Genomic DNA, 26,247 nt, shown 5'->3' on the forward strand with positions numbered 1-26,247 from the left:
CCCGGGAACGGGCCCCGTCAGCCGTTACGCTGCCCGCCGGAACCGGGTCAGCGCCCGGCGCTGCACCCTGTCCGGGGGCGCCTGCGACCCGCCGGAGCACCGCTCGAGAGGACCACCGATGACCACCCCCCAGGTGCTCGGCGAGCGCTACGAGATCGGCGGGGTGCTCGGCCGCGGTGGCATGGCGGAGGTGCACCGCGGGCGGGACCTGCGGCTCGGCCGCGAGGTGGCGGTGAAGGTCCTGCGCAGCGACCTGGCCCGCGACCCGTCGTTCCAGGTCCGCTTCCGGCGGGAGGCCCAGGCGGCCGCCTCGCTCAACCACCCGTCGATCGTCGCGGTGTACGACACCGGCGAGGACCGGTCGCCGAGCGGCGCGACGCCCTACATCGTCATGGAGTACGTCGAGGGCGACACGCTGCGCGACGTGCTGCGCCGCGAGGGTGTGCTGCGGCCGGAGAAGGCGATGACCCTCGCCGCCGACATCTGCGCCGCCCTCGACTTCAGCCACCGCAACGGCATCGTGCACCGCGACGTGAAGCCCGGGAACGTGATGATCACGCCCCAGGACACCGTCAAGGTGATGGACTTCGGCATCGCCCGGGCGGTGTCGGACTCCGCCGCCACGATGACCTCGACCGCCGCGGTCATCGGCACCGCCCAGTACCTCTCCCCCGAGCAGGCCCGCGGCGAGGCCGTCGACGCGCGCTCCGACGTCTACTCCCTCGGCTGCCTGCTGTACGAGCTCGTCACCGGCGCGCCGCCGTTCACGGGCGACTCGCCCGTCTCGGTGGCCTACCAGCACGTGCGCGAGGACCCGCGGCTGCCGTCGTCGGTCAATCCCGCCATCCCGCCGGAGCTCGACGCCATCGTCATGAAGGCGATGAGCAAGAACCCGGCCAACCGGTACCAGTCGGCCGCCGAGATGCGCAACGACCTGCTGCGGGCACTGGCCGGGCAGCGGGTCGAGGCCACGCCGGTCATGGGCGACGAGGAGAAGACCACCATCCTCGGCGCCACCCCGGGCGCCTACGGCGACGGGGACTGGGACGACGACGAGGCCGCGCGCCGGCGCAAGCGCAACCGGGTGATCGCCCTGGTCGTCGGCGCGCTGGTGCTCATCGGCGCCGTCGTCGGGGTGGCCCTCTTGGTCAACTCCGGCGACGACGACCCGCAGCCGCAGGCCACCGCACAGGTCACCGTGCCCGCCGGACTCGTCGGTCAGCCGCAGGCCGACGCCGAGGCAGCCATCGAGGCGGCCGGCCTGCAGGTGGGCACGGTGACCACGCAGCCCAGCCAGGACGAGGCCGCCGTCGGCACGGTGCAGTCCACCACCCCGGCCGGCGGTGCCCGGGTCGACGAGGGCACGCAGGTGGACCTGACGGTCGCGGGCGCGCCCGACACCGTGACCGTGCCGCAGGTGGTCGACCTCGACGAGGACCGGGCGCGCACCGCGCTCGAGGACGCCGGGTTCACCGGCACCGTCAGCTCCGACCAGACCGACTCCCTCGCCGAGGAGGGCACCGTCGTCGCGGTGGACCCGGAGGAGGGCACCGCCGTCGCGCCGCGCACCGCCGTCACGCTGTCGGTGTCCGACGGCACGGACGCGGTCCCGGACGTGGCCGGCCAGCCGCAGGACGCCGCCCGCCAGGCGCTCCTGGACGCCGGCTTCCGCAACGTGACCGTCAGCGAGGTCGACTCCGACCAGCCCGCCGGCACCGCGATCGCCACCAACCCGGCCGCCGGCCAGCAGGCGGGCGCCGACCAGGCGATCACCCTGCAGGTGTCCGGCGGTGCCGCGGAGATCAGCGTGCCCACCGCGATCGTCGGCCAGACCGAGCAGCAGGCGCGGCAGACGCTGGCCGCCGCCGGCTTCACCGGCACGATCACCGTGCAGCCGCTCGAGGCCGGGGCCGGTCAGACCCCGGAGACGGTCGCCGGCAGCAACCCGACGCCGGGCTCCTCGGTGGCCGCCGACGGCGCGATCGTCCTGATCGTCTACCGGGCGGTCCCGGGTGGGGACGGGGGCACTCCCACCCCCACGTCACCCTCGCCGCCGACCGGCTGAGACGAGAGAAGGGCCCCTCCCGTCCGGGAGGGGCCCTTCTGTCATACGGGGTCACACGGCTGCGGACAGCCTCCGTGCGCCCGCCGCGGCCGCCTCGACGACGGCGGGGTCGGGCGCGAGGCCGCAGGTCGCCAGCCACGTGGCGAGCATCTGGTGGCCGCCCTCGGTGAGCACCGACTCGGGGTGGAACTGCACGCCCTCGACGGGCAGCTCGCGGTGCCGCAGCGCCATGACGACACCCGACTCCGTGGCGCCGGTGACCTCGAGCTCGTCGGGGACGGTGGCGCGGTCCACGGCCAGCGAGTGGTAGCGGGTGGCGGTGAACGGCGAGGGCAGCCCGGCGAGCACGCCGGCGCCGTCGTGCACGACCTCGCTGGTCTTGCCGTGCAGCAGTTCCGGCGCCCGGACCACCTCGGCGCCGAACGCCTCGGCGATCGCCTGGTGCCCGAGGCACACGCCCAGCACCGGCGTCCCGGCCTCGGCTGCGGCCCGCACCATGGGGACGGTCACCCCGGCGCCGGCGGGCGTGCCCGGCCCGGGGGACAGCAGCACACCGGCCACGTCGAGGTCGGGCAGCTCGTCGACGGTCACGGCGTCGTTGCGCCGGACGACGCACTCGACGCCCAGCTGGCCCAGGTACTGGACCAGGTTGTAGACGAAGCTGTCGAAGTTGTCGACGACGAGGACGGGCCGGCTCACGGTCCCTGTGTACCGCAGCGCCCGCTCAGCCGTCAGAGGCTGTGGCGTAGGCCATGTCCAGCGGGGCGGTGTACGCCGGCACCGTCACCTCGGGCCGGTCGCGGACGCCGAAGGTGAGCCCGAAGTCCTCGACCGCCTGCTGGAAGACCGCCACCTGCGGCGAGGCGGCCAGCTGGGCGCGGATGGCGGCCGGGTCCCCGATCGCGGTGACGACGAACGGCGGCGAGTAGGTCCGCCCCTGGAGCAGCAGCACGTTGCCCACGCAGCGGACGGCGCTGGTGGCGACCAGCCGCTGGTCCATGACGGCCACTCCGTCGGCCCCCGCGGCCCACACGGCGTTGACCACGGCCTGCACGTCGGACTGGTGGATCACCACGTCGTCGGCGCGGGCGCCCATCGGCAGGCTGCCGTCGGGCCGGCGCGGGGCGTCGTCGAGGGTGATCTCCAGCCCCCGCCCCCGGAGGGCCACCAGGCCCGCCGAGAGGGCGCCGGCGTCCCCGGCGGCCTGCGCCTGCGCGACGGCGCCGTCCCGGGAGGCGGCCTGGTCGGTGAGCTCGCGGGCCCGGCGCTGCAGGTCGGCCAGCTGCTGCTGCTGCTCGAGGATGACCTCGTTGCGCTGGGCGATGAGTCCCGACAGCTCGGTGACGTTGCCGGCCCGCAGGTCCGACCCCTCGGCGGTCTGGCCGGAGGTGGCGAAGAGCAGCCCCGCGGCCAGCGCCACCACGGGCACCAGGGCGCCCCAGCCCGACCGGCCGCGCCGGACGGTCGCCGGGGGCGCGGGCGGGGTCACAGCGGCTCCTGGGGGGACGCGAGGGCGAGGCACGACCGTCGGGAGGACCGTGCGGCTCCCCCCGGAGCTTAGGCTGGACGGCGATCGTGCCGGTCGTGACGGACCGGCAGCCGAGCGAGTCAGCAGGAGTCGGTCCAGGTGCCCAAGTCCAAGGTCCGCAAGAAGTCGGTCTACACCCCGCCCGAGGGCGTGCTGCAGTCGCGGGCGGCGAGCGCGCGGGCCGTCCAGCCCAGCCCGCGCTGGTACGCGCCGCTCATGGTGACGCTGATGGTGCTGGGCCTGCTGTGGATCGTCGTCTACTACGTGGCCGGCGACCAGATCCCGTTCATGGTCTCGCTGGGGGCGTGGAACTTCGCCATCGGCTTCGGCGCCATGGTGCTCGGCCTGATCATGTCGATGCGCTGGAGGTAGCCGCACCGGACCTCACCGGAGGCCCCCGTCCCGCGTCCGGGACGGGGGCCTCCGTCCGTACACGGGCCGGGGAGAGCGGCTGCCACCGGGGGTGTGCACCGCTGTGCACAGCCGGTGGGTGCATCCACAGGTCGACATGACGATCCACCCCCAGGGTTGTCCACCACGTGTGGAGAACGCGTGTTCGACTGCACCGCGCTGAGCAGTGCGTTCCTCACCGGTGGGGCGGGTGTGACGTGAAGGGCGGCCCGGAAACTACAGGTCTGTGCTTTGTCCCCAGCTGTGTACCCAGCTGTGGATGTGTCGACAAGGGCGCTGCACCGGGACGGTCACACACAGCAATCACGGACCTGGCGTCGAGGAGTCGACACGCGCGCCGAGCAGGGCAGATCCCCTCCTCCGGGGCGCCGTCCCCAGGGCACCCGGCCTGTGGACGGACGACACGGCCTGGGAGGGTGGAGATGTGCACTGGTCGGCACGGACGGCGGAGACGGTCGCCCTCGGTCTCGGCGGCGTGCTGCTCCTGCCGGCCGCTCTGACCCTCGATGCCGGTGGCCGGCTCCTGGTCGGCGCGGCCGGGGTGCTGCTGCTGGCCCTGGCGCTGCGCGACGTCGTCCTTCGGCCTCGCCTGGCGGCCGACGACGCCGGCGTCGTCGTGCGGACGCTGGGCGGCCGCACGCGGCTGCCCTGGCCGGATCTGCGGGTGCGGCTGCGGACGACGCGGCGACTGGGGACGCGCTCGCGGCTGCTCGAGCTCGACACCGCCGGTGGTCCCGACGACGCCGGCACGCTGGTGGTCCTGGGCCGCCGCGACCTGGGGACCGACCCGGCGGCCGTCGCGCAGGCCCTCGAGGCGCTGCGGCCGGCCTGAGGCACTGCGGCCGGGTGGGGGCTCAGAGGCCGAGGACCACCAGCGGTGGGGGGACGGACAGGGCGAGGGTCACCAGCGTCGCCGCGAGCAGCGCGAGGCCCCCCGCCTGCAGCGCCGTGCGCCGACGGGCGAGGACGAGCAGCCCGGTGGCCAGGATGCCGGCGACCAGGCCACCCAGGTGGCCGAGCAGGGACACCCCGGGCAGGAAGCTGATGACGACGTTGATGGCCAGCAGGGTGAGCAGGCCCCGCAGGTCCTGGCGGGCCACCACCATGAGCACGCCCAGGGCGCCCAGGAGGCCGTAGAGGGCCGCGGAGGCACCGGCCACGGGCCGACCGGGGTCGCCGAACAACTGGATGGCCACGGCGCCGCCCAGAGCGGAGACGAGGTAGACGGCGAGGTAGCGCCACCGGCCGAGCCGGCCCTCGAGCTCGGGGCCGAAGATGAGCAGGCTGAGCATGTTCAGCAGCAGGTGGGTGATCCCGATGTGCAGGAACGCCCCGGTGAGCAGCCGCCAGTCCTGGCCGAGCACGTCCACGAGGACGGGCACCTGCGAGAACTCCTGGAACACCGGCGAGCGCCAGTTGTCCAGCGGGCTCTCACCGACCGAGGCCGCCGAGACGGCGGTGATGACGAAGACGACGAGGTTGACCGCGACCAGCGAGACGGTCACCGGGCCGAACCGGCGGCGCGCGCCGGCCAGGCGGGAGACGGGGCGGGCACGGCGGACGCCGGCGTTGCCCGCGCGGACGTCGTCGGGGCACTGGAAGCCGACCGACGCCGGCGTCATGCACTCCGGGCAGATGGGCCGCTCGCACCGGACGCACCGGACACCCGTCGGCCGGTCCGGGTGGCGGTAGCAGGTGGCCGACGGGGGCGCCGGCGGCCGGCCGGCGCCCCCGTCGTCGGGACCGGTGGTCAGCTGCGCTGCACCTCGACCGACTGGATGACGACGTCCTCGACGGGCTTGTCGTTGCGGCCGGTGCGCACCTTGGCGATGCGGTCCACGACCTCGCGGCTGCTCTGGTCGGCGACCTCGCCGAAGATCGTGTGCTTGCGGTTCAGGTGCGGCGTGGGGCCGACGGTGATGAAGAACTGCGAGCCGTTGGTGCCCGGGCCGGCGTTGGCCATGGCCAGCAGGTACGGCCGGTTGAAGGTCAGCTCGGGGTGGAACTCGTCGCCGAACTGGTACCCGGGGCCGCCGATGCCCTGACCGAGCGGGTCGCCGCCCTGGATCATGAAGCCGTCGATGATCCGGTGGAAGACGGTCCCGTCGTAGAGCGGGTCGGTCGTCTTCTGGCGGGTGGCCGGGTGCGTCCACTCGCGGCGGCCCTCGGCCAGGTCCGCGAAGTTCGCGACCGTCTTCGGCGCGTGGTCGGGGAACAGGTCGAGGGTGATGTCGCCGTGGTTGGTGTGCAGCACGGCACGGCGTGCGGGAGTCGATTCGGTCACGACACCCACTCTCCCACCTGCGCGCGGGGCGCTCCCGGTCAGGCCGGGCGGAGTGGAGACGAGGGGAATCGAACCCCTAACCCCCGCCTTGCAAAGGCGGTGCTCTGCCAATTGAGCTACGTCCCCGGGCTGTCCCCGGGAGCTCCCGGACGGGAGCGTGGGATCAGCGGGCGGTGGGGCGGCTGACCGCCTGCGGGCCGTTGGTGGCCTCGTGCCACAGATCGGCCTCGCTCGTGCCGTTGCCGGACGAGCGTCGGCGGACGGCAGCGACGGCGCCGGCCGCGACTGCGGCCAGGGCCAACTTCTTGAGCACGCGGTACCTCCTGGGACGGCGGCCACGGACGGGGCCTCGCTCCGCGGTGCCGGGGGCACCGGTACACGGGTGGGCCTGGGAGGACTTGAACCTCCGGCCTCATCCTTATCAGGGATGCGCTCTAACCGCCTGAGCTACAGGCCCGTGGACCTCGACCAGCGTACCTGGACCCTCCCGGGCCCCCGCACGCGGGTACCGCGCTAGTCCCGCTCGGCGAGCGTGACCTCGAGGCCGCCGACGAGGTCGGCGCAGAGGTTGTAGACGAACGCCGCGACGGTGCACAGCGCGGTCATCAGCACGATGTTGATCGCGCCGATGACGGCGGCGCCGCCGAAGACCACGCCCGGGGTGATGACGTTGCTGCCGCCCTCGCCGTCCGAGGCCGTGCCGAGCTGGCCGAACAGGTCGTTGAGGGTGTCGAAGACGCCGAGTCCGGACAGGACGCCGTAGAGGATCCCGACCGCGACCATCCAGACGAAGAACAGCGCGATCGACAGGACCAGCGAGATCTTCAGCGCCGACCAGGTGTCGATGTGCCGCAGCTGCAGCCGCGCCCGGCGCGGACCGCGGCCACCGCGGCTCTTGCCCTTGGCGGCGGCCGGCTGCTGCCCGGTGCGGGCGCCGGCGGCCGGCGGCGGCGCCACGGAGGCCGGCGGCACGACCTGGGTGCTGCTCGACGGAGGCGGGACGGTGGCATCGGCCGGGACCTGGGCGGGAGCCTGGCCGGTGAACTGGCCCGGTGCCTGGACGGGGGCCTGGCCCGTGGACGGCTTGGTCAGCGACGGGCCGCCCGGGCCCTGCTGGCCGGCCGCGGACGCACCCACCGCAGACGCACCCACCGGAGACGCACCCGCCGGGGACGCACCCGCCCCCGGCGTGCCGTCCGACCCGAGCGCGCCGTCCGGGCGGACCCCGGTGCGCACCGCTTGCGGCCGGTCGCTCATGCCGTTCTCCCGTTCGCCTGCGGCCCTCGCCGCGTCGTCGCGTCCGGTCGCCCCGGCGCGGTGCCGGAGGCGCCCGGGCGCCGGTCGTTCCCGTCAGAGGGAGCCGGGGGCGAGCGGCGACCCGAGGTCGCCACTCGCCGTGCTCCCGGTCTCACACTAGGCGGCGGGCTCGTCGTTGTCCGTCGTCCGGGCGATCGCCACGATCGTCACGTCCTCGGGCAAGTTCATGAGCTTGACACCCATGGTGGCCCGGTCCTTGTTGTGGCGCACGCCGTTGACCGGCGTCCGGATGACGCCGCCGCCGGAGGTGATCGCGTACAGCTCGTCGCCGAGCCGCACCGCGAGCGCCCCGACCAGGGCACCCTTGCGCGCCTTGGGGTCGGCGGTGAGCACGCCCTTCCCGCCGCGCCCCTGCGCCGGGTAGTTCTCGATGCCGGTCCGCTTGGCGAAGCCGCGCTCGGTGGCGACCATGACGTCGACACCCTCCTCGACCACCATCATCGACAGGAGCCGGTCGCCCGGGGCCAGCACGATGCCGCGCACGCCCTCGGTGGCCCGGCCCATCGGGCGCAGCGTGGCGTCGTCGGCCTTGAACCGGATCGACATGGCCGCGCGGGTGACCAGCAGCAGGTCCTGCTCCGGATCGATCAGCGCGGCACCGACCAGCTCGTCGTTCTCGCGCAGGTTGATCGCGATCACGCCGCCGCTGCGCGGGGAGTCGAAGTCCGACAGCCGGGTCTTCTTCACCTGCCCGTTCGCCGTGGCCAGGACCAGGTACGGCGCGACGCCGTAGTCCTTGATCTGCATGACCTGGGCGATCTTCTCGTCCGGCTGGAACGCCAGGATGTTGGCCACGTGCGCGCCGCGGGCGGTGCGGTTGGCCTCGGGCAGCTCGTAGGCCTTGGCCCGGTAGACCCGACCCTTGTTGGTGAAGAACAGGATCCAGTCGTGGGTGGAGCCCACGAAGAAGTGGTCGACGAGGTCGTCCTGCTTGAGGGCGGCCCCCATCACGCCCTTCCCGCCGCGGCGCTGCGAGCGGTAGAGGTCGCTCTTGGTCCGCTTCGCGTAGCCGGTGCGGGTGATGGTGACGACGACCTCCTCCTCCGCGATGAGGTCCTCCATCGAGACGTCGCCGTCGTTGGCGACGAACTGCGTGCGGCGGTCGTCGCCGTACTTGTCGACGATCTCGGCCAGCTCGTCGCGGATGATCTCCCGCTGCCGCTGGGGCGAGTCGAGGATCGCCTGCAGCTCGGCGATGCGGGCCTCGATCTCGGCCAGCTCGTCGAGGATCCGCTGACGCTCGAGGGCGGCCAGCCGGCGCAGCTGCAGGTCGAGGATGGAGACCGCCTGGATCTCGTCGACGTCGAGCAGCTCCATCAGCCCGCTGCGGGCCTCGTCGGCCGACGGGCTGCTGCGGATGAGCGCGATGACGGCGTCGAGCTGGTCGAGGGCCTTGGCCCAGCCGCGCAGGATGTGCGCGCGCTCCTCGGCCTTGCGCAGCCGGTAGCGGGTCCGCCGCTGGATGACCTCGACCTGGTGGTCGACGTAGAGGCGCACCAGCTCGTCGAGGCGCAGCGTCCGCGGGACGCCGTCGACGATCGAGAGCATGTTGCAGCCGAACGACGTCTGCAGCTGGGTGTGCTTGTAGAGGTTGTTCAGCACGACCTTGGCGACGGCGTCGCGGCGCAGCGTGATGACCAGCCGGCGCCCGACGCGGTCGCTGGACTCGTCGGCGATCTCGCTGATGCCCTGCAGCCGGCCGTCCTTGACGCCCTCGGCGATCGCCTCGGCGAGGTTGTCCGGGTTGACCTGGTAGGGCAGCTCGGTGACGACGAGCTGGACGCGGCCGCGGGCGTCCTCCTCCACGGTGACCACCGCGCGCATGCGGACCGAGCCGCGGCCGGTGCGGTAGGCGTCCTCGATCCCGTCGCGGCCGACGATCAGGCCGTGGGTCGGGAAGTCCGGGCCCTTGATCCGCTCCATGCACGCGGTGAGGGCCTCCTCCGGCTCGGCGTCGGGGTGCTCGAGCATCCAGAACACCGCGGAGGCGACCTCGCGCAGGTTGTGCGGCGGCATGTTGGTGGCCATGCCGACCGCGATGCCGGCCGAGCCGTTGATCAGCAGGTTGGGGATGCGCCCCGGCAGGACCAGCGGCTCCTGGTTCTTGCCGTCGTAGTTGGGCTGGAAGTCGACGGTCTCCTCGTCGATGTTGGCCAGCATCTCCATGGCCAGCGGCGTCAGCCGGGCCTCGGTGTAGCGCATGGCCGCCGCCGGGTCGTTGCCCGGGGAGCCGAAGTTCCCCTGGCCGTCGACCAGGGGGTAGCGCATCGACCACGGCTGGGCCAGCCGCACGAGGGCGTCGTAGATCGAGCTGTCGCCGTGGGGGTGGTAGTTACCCATCACCTCACCGACGACGCGGGCGCACTTGACGTACCCGCGGTCGGGGCGGAAGCCCTGGTCGTACATCGCGAACAGCACGCGGCGGTGCACGGGCTTGAGCCCGTCCCGGACCTCCGGGAGCGCGCGGCCCACGATCACGCTCATCGCGTAGTCGATGTAGCTGCGCTGCATCTCCTGCTGGAGGTCGACCGGCTCGACGCGGTCGCGGGGTGGGGTCTCCGTCACGGTTCAGTTCTCCACTGTCGAAGGAGGGAGTCGCGGTCGGCGCCGTGTGGGACCCCTGCGCCCCCCGGCCGCGAGCAGCGGAGGGCGCAGGGGGTCCGCGTCACACGTCGAGGAAGCGGACGTCCTTGGCGTTGCGGGTGATGAAGCTGCGGCGGGCGTCGACGTCCTCGCCCATGAGCACGCTGAACAGCTCGTCGGCCGTCGCGGCGTCCTCGAGGGTGACCTGGAGCAGGATCCGGGTCTCGGGGTTCATGGTGGTCTCCCACAGCTCGGTCGCGTTCATCTCGCCGAGCCCCTTGAACCGCTGGATCGCGTCGTCCTTGGGCAGCTTGCGGCCGGCCTCGGCGCCGGCCTTGAGGACGGCGTCGCGCTCCTTGTCGGTGTAGACGTACTCGTCGCCGAACTTGCCGCCCCACTTGATCTTGTACAGCGGCGGCTGGGCCAGGTAGACGTAGCCGGCCTCGACCAGCGGCCGCATGAAGCGGAACAGCAGGGTGAGCAGCAGCGTGCGGATGTGCTGGCCGTCGACGTCGGCGTCGGCCATCAGCACGATCTTGTGGTACCGGAGCTTCGAGACGTCGAACTCGTCGTGGATGCCGGTGCCGAAGGCCGTGATCATCGACTGGACCTCGGTGTTCTTGAGGACCCGGTCGATGCGTGCCTTCTCGACGTTGATGATCTTGCCGCGGATGGGCAGGATGGCCTGGAACATCGAGTCGCGGCCGGACTTGGCCGAGCCGCCGGCCGAGTCGCCCTCGACGATGTAGATCTCCGAGGCGCGCGGGTCGGTGGAGCGGCAGTCGGCCAGCTTGCCCGGCAGCGAGTTGTTGCTCAGCAGGTTCTTGCGGGCGAGCTTGCGCGCGTCCTGGGCGGCGCGGCGGGCGCGGGCGGCCGAGGCGGCCTTGGTGATGATGGTCTTGGCCTCGGCCGGGTTGGCCTCGAACCAGTGCGAGATCTGCTCGTTGCAGACCTTCTGCACGAAGCCCTTGACCTCGGTGTTGCCGAGCTTGGTCTTCGTCTGGCCCTCGAACTGCGGGTCGCCGATCTTGACCGAGACGATCGCGGCCAGGCCCTCGCGGATGTCCTCGCCGGTGAGCTTCTCGTCCTTCTCCCGGAGCAGCTTCTTCTCGACGGCGTAGCGGTTGACGATCGACGTCAGCGCGGTGCGGAAGCCCTCCTCGTGGGTGCCGCCCTCGTGGGTGTTGATCGTGTTGGCGAAGGAGTAGACCGACTCGGAGTAGGCGTCGGACCACTGCATCGCGACCTCGACGCTCATCCGCATGTCGTTCTTGCCGAGGCCCTCGGCGCCGAAGCCGACGATCGAGCGGTGGATCGGGCTCTTCTTCGCGTTGATGTGGCGGACGTAGTCCTCGAGGCCGCCGTCGTAGCGGTAGGTGATCTCGGTGGGCTCGAACGCCTCGTCCTCGTGACCCGGGGCGGGAGCCGCCTCGGCCACGGAGATCTCGTCGGCCATGCCCGTGTCGGCCTTGCCCTGACCGGCCCGCTCGTCGCGCAGGACGATGGTCAGGCCCTTGTTGAGGAAGGCCATCTCCTGCAGGCGGCGGCTGATGGTGTCGAACGAGTAGGTGGTCGTCTCGAAGATCGACCCGTCGGCCCAGAAGGTGATCTGGGTGCCGTTCTTGGTGGTCGGCCCGACCTCCTCGAGCGGCCCGGGCTTGGCCAGCGTGTAGGACTGGTGCCACTCCTTGCCGTCGCGCCAGATCCGCACGTCGAGCGAGCTCGACAGCGCGTTGACGACGGTGACGCCGACGCCGTGCAGACCACCGGAGACGGCGTAGCTCTTGCCGTCGAACTTGCCGCCGGCGTGCAGCACCGTCATGACGACCTCGACGGTCGGCCGCTTCTCGCGCGGGTGCATGTCGACCGGGATGCCGCGGCCGTTGTCCTCGACGCGGACGCCGCCGTCGGCCAGCAGGGTGACCCGGACGGTGTCGCAGTAGCCGGCCAGCGCCTCGTCGACGGAGTTGTCGACGACCTCCCACACCATGTGGTGCAGGCCGCGCTCGCCGGTGGAGCCGATGTACATGCCGGGCCGCTTGCGGACCGCCTCGAGTCCCTCGAGGACGGTGATCGAACTGCCGGAGTAGGCGTTCTCGGTCTTCGGTCGAGCGACCACGTGGGGCCCTTCTGTCGAGCGACCGGCGTGCGGGACCTCCCGCACGGGAGGCGGTCCGAGGGCGCACAGCGCCACTGAGCCGGATGCTGGGGATTCCTGGTTCCCATGTTACCGGGTCCACCGACAGGAACGGCGTCACGCACGCCCTGAGGCCGCTCCTGTGCCACTCGCGGCCCCGGACGCACCACCTGTGTTGCCCCAGGGTGCGACACGCCCGCCCAGGGCCGCTGGGCGCGACCGGCGGGCGCGGAACCGTTCCGGCTGTCGGGCACGGGTGGTCCGGCCCTCGCAGACTGGTCGACATGGCACCAGCCGAACGTGCGCTCACCTGTCTGGTCACCGGCGCCACCGGCTACGTCGGCGGTCGCCTCGTCCCGGAGCTCCTGGCCGCCGGCCACCGCGTCCGGGTGCTCACCCGCTCGCCGCGCAAGCTCCGCGACCGGCCGTGGATCGCCCAGGTGGAGGTCGCCGAGGCCGACGCCACGGACGCCGGGGCGGTGGCCCGGGCCTGCGAGGGCGTCGACGTCGTCTACTACCTCGTCCACTCCCTGGGCAGCGGCCCGGAGTTCGAGGCGACCGAGCGGCGGGCCGCGGAGGTGGTGGCCCGCGCCTCGCGGGAGGCCGGCGTCGGCCGGCTGGTCTTCCTCGGCGGGCTCGAGCCGGACGACGAGGAGCTCTCCCCCCACCTGCGCAGCCGGACCGAGGTGGCGCGGGTGCTGCTGGACTCCGGGGTGCCCACGGTGGTCCTGCGCGCGGCGATCGTCCTCGGCTCGGGCTCGGTGTCCTTCGAGATGCTGCGCTACCTCACCGAGCGGCTGCCGGTCATGGTCACCCCGCGCTGGGTGCACAGCCGGATCCAGCCGATCGCCATCCGCGACGTCCTGCGCTACCTGGTCGGCTGCGCCACGCTGCCGCCCGACGTGCACCGCTGCTTCGACATCGGCGGTCCCGACGTCATGGACTACGCCACGATGATGCAGCGCTACGCCGAGGTGACCGGCCTGCCGCGGCGGCGGATCCTGCCGGTCCCGGTCTTCACGCCGTCGCTGTCGAGCCACTGGGTCGGCGTCATCACGCCGGTGCCGGCGGCCATCGCGCGGCCGCTGGTGGAGTCCCTGCGCAACACCGTCGTCTGCAAGGAGCACGACATCGCGCAGTACGTGCCGGACCCGCCGGAGGGGCTGCTCGGCTTCGACGAGGCGGTGCGCCTGGCCGTGCTGAGGGTCCGCAACAACGCCGTCGACACCCGGTGGACCGGCGCCTCGGTCCCCGGGGCGCCGTCGGACCCGCTGCCGTCGGATCCCGACTGGGCCGGCGGCAGCCTCTACCTCGACGAGCGCACCCGGGAGACCGACGCGACCCCCGACGCGCTGTGGCGGGTCGTCGAGGGCATCGGCGGGGAGACCGGCTGGTACAGCTTCCCGCTGGCCTGGGAGGTCCGTGGCTGGATGGACCGGGCGGTGGGCGGCGTCGGGCTGCGCCGCGGCCGGCGCGACCCGGCCGACCTCCACGTCGGTGACGCGCTCGACTGGTGGCGGGTCGAGGAGCTGGAGGAGGGCCGGCTGCTGCGGCTGCGCGCGGAGATGCGGCTGCCCGGCCTCGCCTGGCTCGAGTTCCACGTGGAACGTGCCGACTCGGGGCGTGCCCAGCTGCGGCAGAAGGCGACGTTCCACCCGCTCGGCCTGCTCGGACAGCTCTACTGGTGGAGCGTCTCACCGTTCCACGGCGTCGTCTTCGGCAGCATGATCCGCAACATCACCCGGACCGCCGAGGCGCTCGACCAGCGTGGCGCGACGGCGTCCTCGCGAGCGGCCTGACGAGGGGAGGCGTCCGTCCTGGCTCACGGTGGAGCGTCCTGGCTCACCGTCGACCGTGAGCCAGGACGCAGCGCGATCAGGTCACCTGATCGTGCGTGGCCTCAGACGAGCAGCTGGGCGGTGGCGAGCTCGCGGTAGAGGGGGCTGGTCTCCACCAGCTCGGCGTGCGTGCCCCGGGCGACCACCCGGCCGCCGTCGAGGACGACGATCTGGTCGCTGTCGAGCACGGTGGACAGCCGGTGGGCGACGACGAGCAGCGCCCGGTCGGCGGCCGCGGCGGCCAGCGTCTCGCGCAGCAGGTTCTCGTTGCGGGCGTCGAGGCTGGCCGTCGGCTCGTCGAGCAGCAGCAGCGCCGGGCGGGACAGCAGCGACCGCGCGATCGCCAGGCGCTGCCGCTCGCCGCCGGACAGCAGCACGCCCTCGTCGCCGACCGGCACGTCCAGCCCGCGTGCCGAGCGCTGCACCACCCCGGTCAGCCCGACGTCGGCCAGCACCGCCCACAGGGCGTCGTCGCCGGCGTCCGGTGCGGCCAGCAGCAGGTTCTCCCGCACCGTCCCGGCCAGGACCGGCGCCTCCTGCTCGACGTAGCCGAGCTGCGCGCGCAGCGCCGCCCGCGGCAGCTCCCGGACGTCGGTGCCGGCCCAGCGGATCGTGCCGCCGGTCAGCGGGTAGAAGCCCTCGACCAGCGCCAGCACCGTCGACTTCCCCGCGCCCGACGGCCCGACCAGCGCCACCCGGCTGCCGACCGGCACCGACAGCGACACCCCGCGCAGCACCTGCGTGCCGTCGGGATAGGCGAACGAGACGTCGTCGAGCTCCAGCAGCGGGACACCGGGCGCGGGCCGGCGCGGTGCCGTGGTGGCACCGCCCACCTCGGGGACGGCGTCGTGCTCCGGCTCGAGGACCAGCACCTCCTGGATGCGGGCCAGCGCCCCGAGCCCGGTCTGCAGCTGGGTCCACGCCGAGATCGCCTGGCCCAGGGGCATGACCAGCAGGAACAGGTAGAGGATGAAGGCGACGAGGTCGGCGACGGCGATCGAGCCGGTGGCCACCCGGTAGCCGCCGAGCCCGAGGACGGCGAGGAAGGCCCCCTGGACGGCGACCGAGCCGGCCGGCGCCACCAGTGCCTGCACCCGCGCCACCGAGACCCCGGCGCGGTAGGCGCGCGCCGCGCTCTCCCCGACGGCCTCGACCTCGCGGCCGGTGGCCCCGCTGGCCCGGATGGTGCGCACCGCCGACAGCGCCCGCTCGACGGCCGCCGTCATCGCGCCGACCTCCTCCTGCGCCAGGCGCGACAGCTTCCGGATCCGCCGGCTGCTGCTGATCACCACGGTCATGCCGACCGCGACGGAGGCGACGGTCACGAGCAGCAGCCAGACGTCGACCAGCGCCATGGCCACCAGCGCGCCGACGCCGATCACCACCGAGCCGGCCACCTCCACCGCGCCGGAGGTGACGGTGGCCCGGAGCAGCGTGGTGTCGGCGCCGACCCGCGACATCAGGTCGCCGGTGCGCCGGCGGTCGTACTCGGCGACCGGCAGCCGCAGCAGCCGGTCGGCCACCGTGCGGCGGGTGGTGAGCACGACGCCCTCGCCGGTGCGCTGCAGCAGGTAGGACTGCACCGCGTCGAGCACCGCCCCGGCCACCAGGACCAGCACCAGCGCGGTGACGGCGGGCAGCAGCGGCCGGCCGGCACCGACGGCGCCGATCACCCGGCCGGTCAGCGCCGGCTGGGCCAGCGCGGCCGCCGCGCCCACGAGCGAGAGCCCGGCTGCGAGCAGCAGCGGTCGCCTGTGCGGGCGGACCAGCGGCAGGAGGTCGCGCAGCCCGGCGGACGGCGCGGTCCCGGGGGCCTCGGCGGTGCTCAGGGGACGCCGGCCAGGGCAGAGACCATCGCGCCCAGCAGGCGGGCGTGGTGCTCGATCAGCTCGGGACGGTGGCCGTCGGGCCGGACGGCGGCGAGGTGGCCCGCGGCCGCCCAGAACTCGTCGCCGTCGTCGGAGTGCATCAGCAGCCCGCGCACGGTGAGGTCACCGACCAGCCGGCGCACCGCCTCGCCGTCCTCGGCGGCCAGCAGCACCCAGCGGGCGTCGAACTGCGGGTCGCCGCTGGGCACGTGCAGCAGGCCGCCGGTGCGGTGGCGCCAGAAGCGGGCCGGCGACAGCCGCAGGCCGGGCAGCGGCAGCAGCACCGGCGCGGCGGTGACCGCGTACTCGGGCACGGTGCGCCGCTTGTCGGCGAAGACGACGTCGAAGGCGACCAGCTCCAGCGTGCCGCTGCGACCGCGCATCACCCCGGCCGGGCGGTGGTCCCTGGTCGCCCGCACCGGGGCGGTGGCCACCAGCTCGGCGAGGACGGCGTCCTGCGGCGCGGTGCCGTCGGAGATCTCCCAGCCGTGCTGCAGCGCCCAGCCCTGCGCGCCGACCGTGTCGCCCCGGTAGGCGAAGACCTGCTCCACCACCCCCGGCTCCCGCGGCGGCCGGCCGGACCCGACGGTCACGGGGGTGCTCCCGGGTGCCCGGTCGTCCTCGCCGGGGTGTGCGGGCTCCTGCCGGTCGTCCCGGTCGTCCCGGTCGCGCGGGTCGTCGTCGCCGGGCCGGTCGTCGCGGGGGCTGCTCATCGGGGCACCGTCCTCATCCGTACGTGTCGCGGGGCCCCCGCCCGCGGACCGACCGCGGGCCCTTCTTCCAGCTGGGGGCCGTCGGTCCGACAACGCGCAGCCGCGTCACGACGTCCCCGCCGACCGACGCGCGCAGCCTGGCGAGGATCGTCGGCGCGAGCAGCCGCAACTGGGTGGCCCAGGCCGTGGACTCGGCGACGACCAGCAGCTCGCCCTCGGTCAGCGTCTCCGGCCGGCAGTGGCCGGCGATGTCCTGCCCGACGATCGCCGACCAGCGGCCGAAGACCGCCCCCACGCGGGTCTGCTCCGACCAGTCCTGCGTGCTGACCAGCGAGTCGACCAGGCGCCCCAGCGGCTGCGGGTCGTCGTCGCCGGGTCCGGGGCCGGTCCACCGGCGCCGCGGGCCGGCCACCCGGCGGCGGGTGGGCGCGGGGCGGGACGCCGACGCCGCACGGGCCGCCTCGAGTGCGGCGCGGGCGATGTCGCTGGGCCGTCCCGGCCGGTCGGGAGGCGGCCGGTCGTCAGTCACCGGGCACCTCCCCGGCGGTCCCGGCCAGCGTCGCCGTCCCCTCGCCGACCTCCACGCGGGCTCCCCTCAGCTCGTCGGGCACGTCGTCGAGGACGGCCGCGGTGATGAGCGTCTGCTCGGCGGACCGGGCGACCTCGGCCAGCGCCGCCCGCCGCCCGGCGTCCAGGGTGGCGAAGACGTCGTCGAGCACCAGGATCGGCTCCTCTCCGTCGGCGCGCAGCAGGCCGAAGCAGCCGAGCTTGAGCGCCAGCGCGAGCGACCACGACTCCCCGTGGCTGGCGAAGCCCTTGGCCGGGACGACGCCCAGGTGCAGGACCAGGTCGTCGCGGTGCGGGCCGACCAGCGTCATCCCCCGGTCCACCTCGTCGCGGCGCCGCTCGGCGATCCGCTCGCGCAGCGCGGCCGACAACTCGGCGGCCCGCGGCGCAGGAGCGTCCGGGGCCAGTGGCGCACCGTCGCCGGCCAGCGGCACGGTGCCGGAGTACCCGAGCCCCGCGGCCGCGCCGCCGGCGCCGGCCACCGTGGCGTAGGCGCGGGCGACGTGCGGAGCCAGGTCGGCGACCAGCGCGAGGCGGGCGGCCAGCAGCTGCCCGCCGAGCTCGACGAGGTGGGCGTCCCACACGTCGAGGGTGGCGAGGGCATCGCCGCGGGCCATCCGCGCCGTCTTGAGCAGGGCGTTGCGCTGCTTGAGCACCCGGTCGTAGTCGCTGCGCACCCCGGCCAGCCGCGGCGTGCGGCTGACCAACAGGTCGTCGAGGAACCGGCGGCGCTCGGCCGGGTCCCCCCGCACCAGCGCGAGGTCCTCGGGGGCGAACAGCACGCTCTTCACCAGCCCGAGGAGCTCGCGCGGGCGCGGCAGCGACGACCGGTTGACCCGCACGCGGTTGGCCCGGCCCGGGTTGACCTCGACCTCGACGAGCAGCTCGCGGTCCTCCCGGCGCAGCGCCGCGCGCACCACCGCCTGCCCCGCGCCGTGGCGCACCAGCGGGGCGTCGGCCGACACCCGGTGGCTGCTCATGGTCGCGAGGTAGCCGACCGCCTCGACGAGGTTGGTCTTGCCCTCCCCGTTGCGGCCGACGAACACCGTCGGCCCGGGCTGCAGCGCCAGGTCGACCTTCTCCCAGCTGCGGAAGTCCACCAGCTGCAGGTGCCGGACGTACATCAGCGCCCTGCGGGGAGGACGACGGCCGTGCTCACGCCGGTCGCTCGACCTCCTGCGCCTGGATACCGCGGACCGCGTGCCCGCCGAACTGGTTGCGCAGCGCCGCGACCGCCTTCATGGTCGGCGAGTCGTCCTGGCGGGAGGAGAAGCGGGCGAACAGCGACGCGGCGATCGTCGGCATCGGGACGGCGTTCTCGATGGCCTGCTCGACGGTCCAGCGGCCCTCGCCGGAGTCCTCCGCGTAGCCGCGGATCCGCTCCAGCGCCGGGTCCTCGTCGAGGGCGCGCACCAGCAGGTCGAGCAGCCAGGACCGGATGACCGTGCCCTGGGTCCAGGACTTGACGACGCCGGGCACGTCCTCGATCAGGTCGACGGCGGCCAGCAGCTCGTAGCCCTCGCCGTAGGCCTGCATGAGCGCGTACTCGATGCCGTTGTGGACCATCTTGCTGAAGTGCCCGGCGCCCACGGGCCCGGCGTGCACGAACCCGGCACCGGGGACCGCCTGGCCGGACTCGTCGGTCGGCGACGGCGGCTTGAGCGCGTCGAACACCGGCTGCACCTTGGCGACGTCGTCCTTCGACCCGCCGACCATCAGCGCGTAGCCGTTCTCCAGGCCCCACACCCCGCCGGAGACGCCGGCGTCGACGTAGCCGATGCCCTTCTCGCGGCACATCACGTCGTGGACCTGGTCGTCGGTGTACCGGGAGTTCCCGCCGTCGACGATCACGTCGCCGGCGTCCAGCAGGCCGGCCAGCTCCTTGACGGTGGCCCGGGTCGGCTCACCGGCCGGCACCATCACCCACACCACGCGTGGCGCCGACAGCGCGCCGACCAGCGCCTCGAGGCTGTCGACGTCCCGCTTCCCCGGCGAGTGGTCGTACCCGACCACCTCGTGACCGGCGCGGCGCAGCCGCTCGGCCATGTTGCCGCCCATCTTGCCCAGCCCGATCAGCCCCAGCTGCACGGCTTCGTCCTCTCGTCGCACACCGTCGTCGTCATGCGGGCGCACGCGCCGGTGCGGGTGCCCGCGCACAGCCGTGCCCGGGCCGGCGGCCCGGGACACCTCGCGGCTGCGGCGTCCTCAGCCGGGCAGTCGCACCGGCATGATCAGGTAGCGGTAGCTGCCGGGACGCTCCGCGGGCCGCTGCCCGTCGTCGTCGGTCGCCGGCTCCTCGACGCCGGAGAGCACCGCGGGCTTCAGGGGACTGGTGAAGTCCATCCGCGCCCGGCCGGTGTGCACCGCGGCCAGCCCGTCGAGCAGGAACGTCGGGTTGAAGCCGATGGTCAGCGGGTCGCCGTCGAACTCGACGTCGCAGCGCTCCTCGGCCTGGCCCTCGTCGTCGCTGCCACCGGCGCGCAGGGTGACCTGCCCCGGCGTGAACTCGCAGCGCAGCGGCGTGCCCCGCTCGGCCACCAGGGCCACGCGCTTGGCCGCGTCGGTGAACTGCACGACCGGCAGCGTCGCGTACGCGGCGGACTCGCTCGGCATGATCGCCCGGTACTTGACGAACTCGGCGTCGAGCAGCCGGGTGGTGGTCTGCCGGTCCTTGCCGGACAGGCCGAGAATGCCCTCGCCCGAGCCGCCGGAGGACAGCGAGACGACGATCTCCGGGCCGCTGGTCAGCGTGCGGGCGGCGTCGGCCAGCGTCCGCGCCGGGACCAGCACCGCGGCCGAGATGCCCGACGTCTCCGGGCGCCAGGCGAACTCGCGCACGGCCAGCCGGTAGCGGTCGGTGGCGGCCAGGGTCACCCGGTCGTCCTCGATCTCCAGCCGGACGCCGGTGAGCATCGGCAGGGTGTCGTCGCGCCCGGCGGCGACGGCGACCTGCCCGACGGCCTCGGCGAAGACGTCGCTGTCGACCACCCCGGCCGACGACGGCATCGACGGCAGCGACGGGTAGTCCTCCACCGGCAGGGTCGGGAGGCTGAAGCGGGCGTTGCCGCAGGTGATCGACAGCCGCGGGCCCTCGGCGCGGACGTCGACCGGGTGCGGGGGCAGCGCGCGGGTGATCTCGGCCAGCAGCCGGCCGGGCACCAGCACCCGTCCGCTCTCACCGGCCTGCACGTCGACCTCCGCGCGCGCGGACACCTCGTAGTCGAAGCCGGACACCGACAGCTGGCTGCCGTCGACCTCGAGCAGGATCCCGGCGAGGACCGGCACCGACGGCCGCGGCGGGAGGCTGCGCGCCGTCCACGCGACGGCATCGGCGAGCACCTCGCGTGTCACCCGGAACTCCATGACCGATCCACCCCAGCTCTGCACGGCTCACTGCTGTCTGTGCACCACTGCCGTCCGGCGTCCGTGCGGCGACCCGGAGCGGTGCTCTGTACGTCCTGCGCAGCTCATCGTGCCCGTCCGGCCACGGTGCGGGGAACCCGGGACCCGATCAGGTGTCCGTTCCGTTGCTCCCGGTCCCTGTCCTCGTCCCTGTCCCTGCGGCCCGGAGCCCCTCCGGGCCGCAGCGTCCCCACCCCTACTGGGGTTCCAGGAATCCCGGAATACATCCCTCATCTCCGTCATCACCGGTGTGGAAGCTGGGGATCGGGGCCCTTCGTGCAGGTCAGCGCCCGAGTCGACATGTTGGCCCACTGTGGGCAACTCGTGTCCTCCTGTTGTCGACACGTGGACATCTCGACGGCCGTGCACAGTCACCGTCCGTCGTCCACGTCCTGTCCCCGCTCCGCCCCCTGTCTGTCCCCAGTCCGTGCCCAGGTCCGTGGGGCGCGCGGCGGCCGGCACCGGCGCGAGGTGGGGACGACGGCCCGCTGCGACGTCGAAAGCGCAGGTCAGGACCTCAGCGCGGAGCTCCGTGCACACATGGGGAACCACCTGGGGACGGAACGCGGTGCCAGCGCTCCCCGGAGACGTCCCGTCACACACCGATCACGATCTCCCCAGGGTGTGCACATCCCTGGGGACAACTCGGCGAGATGTCGACGGCGCGGGGGCCGGTGACCGCCGGTCAGCCGCGCGACGACGGGCTCGGACCCGCCGCCGGCCGGCCGCCGTCGACGTCCACGGCTGTGGACAGCCGGCGCGGTGTCCCCAGCCCGAGGGCTACTGGCGGGCCCGGCTCTTGATGCGCGCGGTCAGTTCGGTGACCTGCGTGTAGGTCGCCCGGCGCTCGCTCATCAGGTTGGTGATCTTCTTGACGGCGTGCATGACGGTGGTGTGGTCCTTGCCGCCGAAGGAGGCGCCGATCCGCGGCAGGGACAGCTCGGTGAGCTCCCGGCACAGGTACATGGCGATCTGGCGGGCGTTGACCAGCGTGCGGCTGCGATTGGCGCCCTGCAGCTCCTCCATCGTCACGGAGAAGTACTCCGCGGTCGCGGCCATGATGATCGCCGCGGTGATCTGCGGGCCCTGCTCGTCGCTGATCAGGTCCTTGAGGACCAGCTCGGCCAGCGGCAGGTCGACCTGCTGCTTGTTCAGGCTGGCGAAGGCGGTCACCCGGATCAGCGCACCCTCGAGCTCGCGGATGTTGGTCTGCACCTTGCTCGCGATGAACTCCAGCACCGCGTCGGGCACCTGCAGCCGCTCGCCGTAGGCCTTCTTCCGCAGGATCGCGATGCGGGTCTCGAGGTCCGGTGCCTGGACGTCGGTGATCAGTCCCCACTCGAACCGCGTCCGCAGCCGGTCCTCCAGCGTCGTCAGCTTCTTCGGCGCCCGGTCGGAGGTGATGACGATCTGCTTGCTGGCGTTGTGCAGCGTGTTGAAGGTGTGGAAGAACTCCTCCTGCGTCCGCTCGGCGCGCTCCAGGAACTGGATGTCGTCGATGAGCAGGAAGTCGATGTCCCGGTAGCGGCGGCGGAAGTCCTCGGCCCGGCCGGAGTGCACCAGGTTGATGAACTCGTTGGTGAACTCCTCGGTGCTGACGTAGCGCACCCGCACGTTGGGGAACATCCGCGCCGCGTAGTGCCCGATCGCGTGCAGCAGGTGGGTCTTGCCCAGGCCGGAGTCGCCGTAGACGAACAGCGGGTTGTAGGCCCGCGCCGGTGCCTCGGCGACCGCGACGGCCGCGGCGTGGGCGAAGCGGTTGCTGTTGCCGATGACGAAGCTGTCGAAGACGTACTTGGGGTTCAGGCCCGGGTCCAGGCCGGCCGGCGGACGGCGGTCGCCGAACAGCGGGACCGCGCTCCCCCCGGTCCGGCCGCTGTTCCCGCTCCGCCGCTGCACTGGCTCGCCGGAGTCCTCGTCGTCGCCGAGGTCGAAGGGCAGCACCTCGGCGCCCTCGCCGGCCGGCACGCCGCGGCGCCGGCCGCCGCTGCGCCCGCGGTTGGCCGGACTCCAGTCGGTGCCGGGCCACTCGCCGGCCGGGTCACCGGCCGGTGCCGGCGGCTCGGCGGCGGCCGGCGGCACGGCGTCGTGGCGCGGGGCGTCGTAGGGCGAGCGGGGACCGGCGTCGAACGGTGACGGCTCGAAGGGCGCCCGCTCCAGCGGGCGGGCGTCGCTGCGCACACCGAAGGCGCTGCGCCCGTCGTCGGCCCGCTCGCGGTCCTCGTCGGTGGGACCGGCGTCGACCGGGGTCCACGGGCGGCGGGTGGGTGCCTGCACGGGCTCGGATTCGGCCGACGCGGGGGAGTCCTCGAGCTGGATCGCGACGCCGATGTCCCGGCCGAGCTGCTCGGAGAGCGCCTCGGCGAGCACCCGGCGCATCCGGGACTCCAGCACGGTCTGGGTGAACTCGTTGGGGGCGGCCAGGACCGCGGTCCCGCCGACGAGCCCCACCGGCCGGGTGAGGTTGAGCATCGCGTTCTGCTGGCGGGTCAGGCTGGTCGCCAGTCGCTCGCGGACCGAGTCCCAGACCTCCGCCAGGTCCTCCGTGGCATCGGCCATGACCGTGTCCTCCCCTTGCACTCGTCCCCGCTGTCGCGACCTCGGTGTCCCCGTGGCCGGCGTCCCCCGTGCCGCGGTCGTCCGGGCTGTGGACATCCAGGCACACGGGGATCCACACGAGTGTCCACAGGCTGTGCACGACTGGCGACAGGGCGCCTTGTCGACCCGCTGGGGCGGGAGGGTCCCGGCGTCGTCGCTGGTCGGGAGGGAGGTCGTGATACGGCTCGAGGCGGACGGCGGTCAGGTCGACCGGGTGGTCGGCCCCCGGGCCGGACGGACTGCCCGGACCGGAGCGACGGCGACGCTAACAGCCCCGTCCACAGCCCGGCAACGACGTCCGCGGACGCTGGGGACGTCCGGTCTGCGTGTCGTCCGGCGTGTCGTCATCGAGGCGTCGGCGTGCCGACACCGACGGTCCGCCCGGCCGGTGGACCATGACGGGTCGCCGTCGGGACGGCACCGTGTGGGCACGGCGGCGGCACGGCAGCGGCACGGCGGCGGCACGGTGGTCGGCAGATCGGTGCCGGCGGCGTCCTCGGTCCTGGCGGGCCTCGGTTATGCTGGTCGGAGTCTGTGGACCGGTCCGGGCAGTTCCCGTGGCCGGGCCGCAGCGACCAGCCTCGCGGGATCCCGCGGAGGAGCCCCGCCGCCCCTCCCGGAGCCCGCCGCGTGCCTGCCCTCCGGCCGGCCGCACCACCGATGTCCTGCCGTAGGAGTCCCCCGTGAGCAAGCGCACCTTCCAGCCGAACAACCGCCGCCGGTCCAAGACCCACGGCTTCCGGCTGCGGATGCGCACCCGCGCGGGCCGCGCGATCCTGACCGGCCGCCGCCGCAAGGGTCGCGAGAAGCTCTCCGCCTGAGGTGCTGCCCGCGCAGGCCCGCCTGCGCCGGCGTCCGGAGTTCACCGCGGTCGTCCGGTCGGGCCGGCGCGCAGGTCGGCCGACCATGGTGCTCCACTTCCTCCCCGTCCGACCCCCGGCCCGCACGGCCGGGGGTCTCGACGTGCCCGACGACGGTGCGACAGGGGGACCGGGGACCGGTCCCCGGGCCGGGTTCGTGGTGGGCCGGGCGGTCGGCAACTCCGTGGTGCGCCACCGCGTGACCCGGCGGCTGCGCGCCGTCGTCCGCGAGGAGCTCGGTCGGCTGCCGGACACCGCCGACCTGGTCGTCCGGGCCCGTCCGGAGGCCGCGACGGCGACGTCGGAGCAGCTGCACCGCGACCTGACCGCGGGCCTCGACCGGGTGCTCGGGGACCGGCCCCCCACCCAGCGGACCCGCTCGTGAGCACCCGCGGGGAGCGGCGCCCCGGACCGCTGGCGCGCGGACTGCTGGCCGGCATCGGCTTCTACTCCCGCGCCATCAGCCCCGCCCTGCCCCCACGCTGCCGTTTCGCGCCCACCTGCAGCGCCTATGCCGCCGAGGCGGTCGCCGTCCACGGCGCCGGCCGCGGCTCCTGGCTGGCGCTGGTCCGGCTGCTGAAGTGCGCGCCCTGGCACCCCGGCGGCTACGACCCGGTCCTCCCGCCGCGGGGGGACCGGACGCGCACCGGAACCGGCGACGCCGGCCGCACGTCGAGCACTGCAGCACCCGCGGCGACCCCGGTCGTCGTGGTGCCCGCCGCCGACGGCGCCCGTCGTCCCGCCCCCGAGACCCCGCCGGCTCCCCGCCGGACCCCGCAGCAGGAGGCTGGCGTTGCTTGACTGGCTGTACACCGCGATCGCCTGGGTCATGAAGCAGTGGCACGCGGTGTTCTCGACGTTCCTGCCGCCCGAGGGCGGCATCACCTGGGCCCTGTCGATCGTCTTCCTGGTCGTCACCGTCCGGCTGATCCTCTTCCCGCTGTTCGTCAAGCAGGTGAAGAGCCAGCGGGCGATGCAGGAGATCCAGCCGGAGATCCAGAAGCTGCGCAAGCAGTACGGAGCCGACCGCCAGGGCTTCAGCCAGGCGATGATGGCGCTGCAGAAGGAGCGCGGGGTCAACCCGCTGGCCGGCTGTCTGCCGATCCTGCCGCAGATCCCGGTCTTCCTGTCGCTGTTCCACGTGCTGCGCCGGCTGCGACCGGACGCCCAGGGGCTCTACAGCTGGGACGACACCCTCACCGACCAGGCCGCCCGCGCCGAGCTGTTCGGTGCGCCGATCTCCTCGTCGTTCAACATGACGGGGCAGAAGGCCGCCGACATCCTCGCGCTGCCGGGCGTCACGCAGGGCGGCATCCGCGTGGTGGCGCTCGTGCTCATGGTGGTCATGTGCGCGACGACGTTCTTCACGCAGAAGCAGATCATGGCGCGCTCCGGCCCGGTCGAGGGCCAGGCCGCGATGGTGCAGAAGCTGCTGCTCTACGGCATGCCGATCAGCCTCTTCGTCACCGGCTTCTTCTTCCCGATCGGCGTCCTCCTGTACTGGATGACCAACAACCTGTGGACGCTGGGCCAGCAGTTCTTCATCCTGCGCAAGATGCCCCCGCCCGGGTCCCCCGGCGCCAAGGCGAAGGCCGCTGCCGACAAGCCGGCGATCGACCCGAAGACCCTCGCGCCCAAGCCGGGCGCCAAGCCGGTGCGCCCGAAGGGCCCCCGTCCCGCGGGCGGCGGTGTCACGCTGACCAAGGACGGCGGCACGGTGGACGGCGGGGCCGGCAGCACCGTCGACGGCGTCCCCGAGGGCTCGGCGCGGGCCGGCACGGGGGCCGACGGCGCGGACGGGACGGGCACGACCGGCACCGGCGCGACCGCCTCGGGCGGGACCGCGTCCGGCCGTCCCGGCGGTGCCAGCCGCTCGTCGCGGCCGGCGAACCGGGCGCCGCACGGCCGTCCCGCCGGCACCGGCGGGAAGCGCAAGCGCCGCTAGACCCCGGTCCGCGCCGGCGTCCCCACGACGCCGTCGCCGCGGACCCGCCGGGAGGACGCCGCGCGCCGGCGCGCCCCCGGCTCCCGACCACCGGGCCCGCCCCGGCTGCCCGCACCGACTGGAGGTACCTC

The 26,247-nt window shown here is 73.8% G+C and carries 23 protein-coding genes and 2 tRNA genes; 8 read left to right on the top strand and 17 right to left on the bottom strand.

The window, feature by feature from the left end:
- The first annotated feature begins 118 nt into the window (after window positions 1-118).
- Window positions 119-2,065: a Stk1 family PASTA domain-containing Ser/Thr kinase gene (gene pknB, locus HLV61_RS16545; RefSeq protein ID WP_369257354.1), complete on the top strand. Its 1,947-nt coding sequence runs from the start codon at window positions 119-121 to the stop codon at window positions 2,063-2,065.
- 51 nt (window positions 2,066-2,116) lie between these two features.
- Here pknB and HLV61_RS16550 read toward each other — a convergent pair whose 3' ends face one another.
- Entirely contained in the window at window positions 2,117-2,764 is a 648-nt protein-coding gene (locus tag HLV61_RS16550) for an aminodeoxychorismate/anthranilate synthase component II (RefSeq protein WP_369257356.1), read from the bottom strand.
- A gap of 25 nt (window positions 2,765-2,789) precedes the next feature.
- On the bottom strand, window positions 2,790-3,554 hold the full coding sequence (locus HLV61_RS16555) for a DUF881 domain-containing protein (RefSeq protein WP_369257358.1): 765 nt from the start codon (window positions 3,552-3,554) through the stop codon (window positions 2,790-2,792).
- A gap of 138 nt (window positions 3,555-3,692) precedes the next feature.
- On the opposite strand from HLV61_RS16555, the gene crgA reads away from it, so the two are divergent.
- Entirely contained in the window at window positions 3,693-3,965 is a 273-nt protein-coding gene (crgA, locus tag HLV61_RS16560) for a cell division protein CrgA (RefSeq protein ID WP_369257360.1), read from the top strand.
- A gap of 463 nt (window positions 3,966-4,428) precedes the next feature.
- Window positions 4,429-4,836 carry a PH domain-containing protein gene (locus tag HLV61_RS16565; RefSeq protein WP_369257362.1) on the top strand — a complete coding sequence of 136 codons (408 nt, stop codon included), beginning with the start codon at window positions 4,429-4,431 and terminating at the stop codon, window positions 4,834-4,836.
- A 22-nt stretch (window positions 4,837-4,858) separates the two neighbouring features.
- Here the strand turns inward: HLV61_RS16565 and HLV61_RS16570 are convergent, their stop codons facing one another.
- The 8 genes from HLV61_RS16570 to gyrB form a co-directional block, all read right to left on the bottom strand.
- Window positions 4,859-5,626, bottom strand: coding sequence for a rhomboid family intramembrane serine protease (locus HLV61_RS16570; RefSeq protein WP_369257364.1), 768 nt, complete (start codon window positions 5,624-5,626; stop codon window positions 4,859-4,861).
- A gap of 128 nt (window positions 5,627-5,754) precedes the next feature.
- Entirely contained in the window at window positions 5,755-6,288 is a 534-nt protein-coding gene (locus HLV61_RS16575) for a peptidylprolyl isomerase (protein ID WP_369257366.1), read from the bottom strand.
- 53 nt (window positions 6,289-6,341) lie between these two features.
- Window positions 6,342-6,414, bottom strand: a tRNA-Ala gene (locus HLV61_RS16580).
- A gap of 37 nt (window positions 6,415-6,451) precedes the next feature.
- Entirely contained in the window at window positions 6,452-6,601 is a 150-nt protein-coding gene (locus HLV61_RS16585; RefSeq protein WP_369257368.1) for a DLW-39 family protein, read from the bottom strand.
- Between the two features lie 70 nt (window positions 6,602-6,671).
- Window positions 6,672-6,745: transfer RNA gene (locus HLV61_RS16590), tRNA-Ile, on the bottom strand.
- A 56-nt stretch (window positions 6,746-6,801) separates the two neighbouring features.
- Entirely contained in the window at window positions 6,802-7,425 is a 624-nt protein-coding gene (locus HLV61_RS16595; protein WP_369257369.1) for a DUF3566 domain-containing protein, read from the bottom strand.
- 276 nt (window positions 7,426-7,701) lie between these two features.
- On the bottom strand, window positions 7,702-10,170 hold the full coding sequence (gyrA, locus tag HLV61_RS16600; protein ID WP_369257371.1) for a DNA gyrase subunit A: 2,469 nt from the start codon (window positions 10,168-10,170) through the stop codon (window positions 7,702-7,704).
- A gap of 100 nt (window positions 10,171-10,270) precedes the next feature.
- Complete coding sequence (gene gyrB, locus HLV61_RS16605) at window positions 10,271-12,307, bottom strand: DNA topoisomerase (ATP-hydrolyzing) subunit B (protein ID WP_369257373.1); 2,037 nt, start codon at window positions 12,305-12,307, stop codon at window positions 10,271-10,273.
- 302 nt (window positions 12,308-12,609) lie between these two features.
- On the opposite strand from gyrB, the gene HLV61_RS16610 reads away from it, so the two are divergent.
- Window positions 12,610-14,124: an SDR family oxidoreductase gene (locus HLV61_RS16610; RefSeq protein WP_369257375.1), complete on the top strand. Its 1,515-nt coding sequence runs from the start codon at window positions 12,610-12,612 to the stop codon at window positions 14,122-14,124.
- Between the two features lie 101 nt (window positions 14,125-14,225).
- On the opposite strand, the gene HLV61_RS16615 is transcribed toward HLV61_RS16610, so the two are convergent.
- The 7 genes from HLV61_RS16615 to dnaA all read right to left on the bottom strand — a co-directional run bounded on the left by HLV61_RS16615 (window position 14,226) and on the right by dnaA (window position 23,272).
- A complete protein-coding gene (locus tag HLV61_RS16615) occupies window positions 14,226-15,992 on the bottom strand; it encodes an ABC transporter ATP-binding protein (RefSeq protein ID WP_369257511.1) in 1,767 nt (588 codons plus the stop codon).
- The gene (locus HLV61_RS16620) at window positions 15,989-16,744 is read right to left on the bottom strand and encodes a hypothetical protein (protein ID WP_369257377.1); all 756 of its coding nucleotides are present in this window, start codon (window positions 16,742-16,744) and stop codon (window positions 15,989-15,991) included. Before HLV61_RS16620 ends, HLV61_RS16615 begins: the two co-directional genes overlap by 4 nt.
- Window positions 16,745-16,757: 13 nt before the next feature.
- On the bottom strand, window positions 16,758-17,273 hold the full coding sequence (locus tag HLV61_RS16625) for a DUF721 domain-containing protein (RefSeq protein ID WP_369257379.1): 516 nt from the start codon (window positions 17,271-17,273) through the stop codon (window positions 16,758-16,760).
- Window positions 17,266-18,435 carry a DNA replication/repair protein RecF gene (recF, locus tag HLV61_RS16630; RefSeq protein WP_369257381.1) on the bottom strand — a complete coding sequence of 390 codons (1,170 nt, stop codon included), beginning with the start codon at window positions 18,433-18,435 and terminating at the stop codon, window positions 17,266-17,268. The genes HLV61_RS16625 and recF overlap by 8 nt, the downstream gene beginning before the upstream one ends.
- 31 nt (window positions 18,436-18,466) lie before the next feature.
- On the bottom strand, window positions 18,467-19,399 hold the full coding sequence (gnd, locus tag HLV61_RS16635; RefSeq protein ID WP_369257383.1) for a phosphogluconate dehydrogenase (NAD(+)-dependent, decarboxylating): 933 nt from the start codon (window positions 19,397-19,399) through the stop codon (window positions 18,467-18,469).
- Window positions 19,400-19,516: 117 nt separating this feature from the next.
- The gene (gene dnaN, locus HLV61_RS16640; protein WP_369257385.1) at window positions 19,517-20,674 is read right to left on the bottom strand and encodes a DNA polymerase III subunit beta; all 1,158 of its coding nucleotides are present in this window, start codon (window positions 20,672-20,674) and stop codon (window positions 19,517-19,519) included.
- A gap of 819 nt (window positions 20,675-21,493) precedes the next feature.
- Entirely contained in the window at window positions 21,494-23,272 is a 1,779-nt protein-coding gene (gene dnaA / locus HLV61_RS16645; protein WP_369257387.1) for a chromosomal replication initiator protein DnaA, read from the bottom strand.
- A 722-nt stretch (window positions 23,273-23,994) separates the two neighbouring features.
- Here dnaA and rpmH point away from each other — a divergent pair.
- From rpmH to yidC, 4 genes are read left to right on the top strand one after another with little or no spacing between them, the layout of a single operon-like run.
- A complete protein-coding gene (gene rpmH / locus HLV61_RS16650; RefSeq protein ID WP_091368159.1) occupies window positions 23,995-24,132 on the top strand; it encodes a 50S ribosomal protein L34 in 138 nt (45 codons plus the stop codon).
- Window position 24,133: 1 nt separating this feature from the next.
- On the top strand, window positions 24,134-24,556 hold the full coding sequence (gene rnpA / locus HLV61_RS16655; protein WP_369257389.1) for a ribonuclease P protein component: 423 nt from the start codon (window positions 24,134-24,136) through the stop codon (window positions 24,554-24,556).
- Window positions 24,553-24,972: a membrane protein insertion efficiency factor YidD gene (gene yidD, locus HLV61_RS16660; RefSeq protein ID WP_369257391.1), complete on the top strand. Its 420-nt coding sequence runs from the start codon at window positions 24,553-24,555 to the stop codon at window positions 24,970-24,972. The genes rnpA and yidD overlap by 4 nt, the downstream gene beginning before the upstream one ends.
- Complete coding sequence (gene yidC, locus HLV61_RS16665) at window positions 24,965-26,116, top strand: membrane protein insertase YidC (protein ID WP_369257393.1); 1,152 nt, start codon at window positions 24,965-24,967, stop codon at window positions 26,114-26,116. Before yidD ends, yidC begins: the two co-directional genes overlap by 8 nt.
- The last annotated feature ends 131 nt before the right edge of the window (window positions 26,117-26,247 follow it).

Origin of the sequence: Geodermatophilus amargosae (assembly GCF_041028265.1) — a bacterium.
Lineage (GTDB): Bacteria > Actinomycetota > Actinomycetes > Mycobacteriales > Geodermatophilaceae > Geodermatophilus > Geodermatophilus amargosae_A.

Coding starts and splice junctions, on each gene's coding strand:
- HLV61_RS16620 (WP_369257377.1), bottom strand. CDS start 16,744: ATGAGCAGCCCCCGCGACGACCGGCCCGGCGACGACGACCCGCGCGAC.
- pknB (WP_369257354.1), top strand. CDS start 119: ATGACCACCCCCCAGGTGCTCGGCGAGCGCTACGAGATCGGCGGGGTG.
- HLV61_RS16610 (WP_369257375.1), top strand. CDS start 12,610: ATGGCACCAGCCGAACGTGCGCTCACCTGTCTGGTCACCGGCGCCACC.
- recF (WP_369257381.1), bottom strand. CDS start 18,435: ATGTACGTCCGGCACCTGCAGCTGGTGGACTTCCGCAGCTGGGAGAAG.
- HLV61_RS16570 (WP_369257364.1), bottom strand. CDS start 5,626: ATGACGCCGGCGTCGGTCGGCTTCCAGTGCCCCGACGACGTCCGCGCG.
- dnaA (WP_369257387.1), bottom strand. CDS start 23,272: ATGGCCGATGCCACGGAGGACCTGGCGGAGGTCTGGGACTCGGTCCGC.
- dnaN (WP_369257385.1), bottom strand. CDS start 20,674: ATGGAGTTCCGGGTGACACGCGAGGTGCTCGCCGATGCCGTCGCGTGG.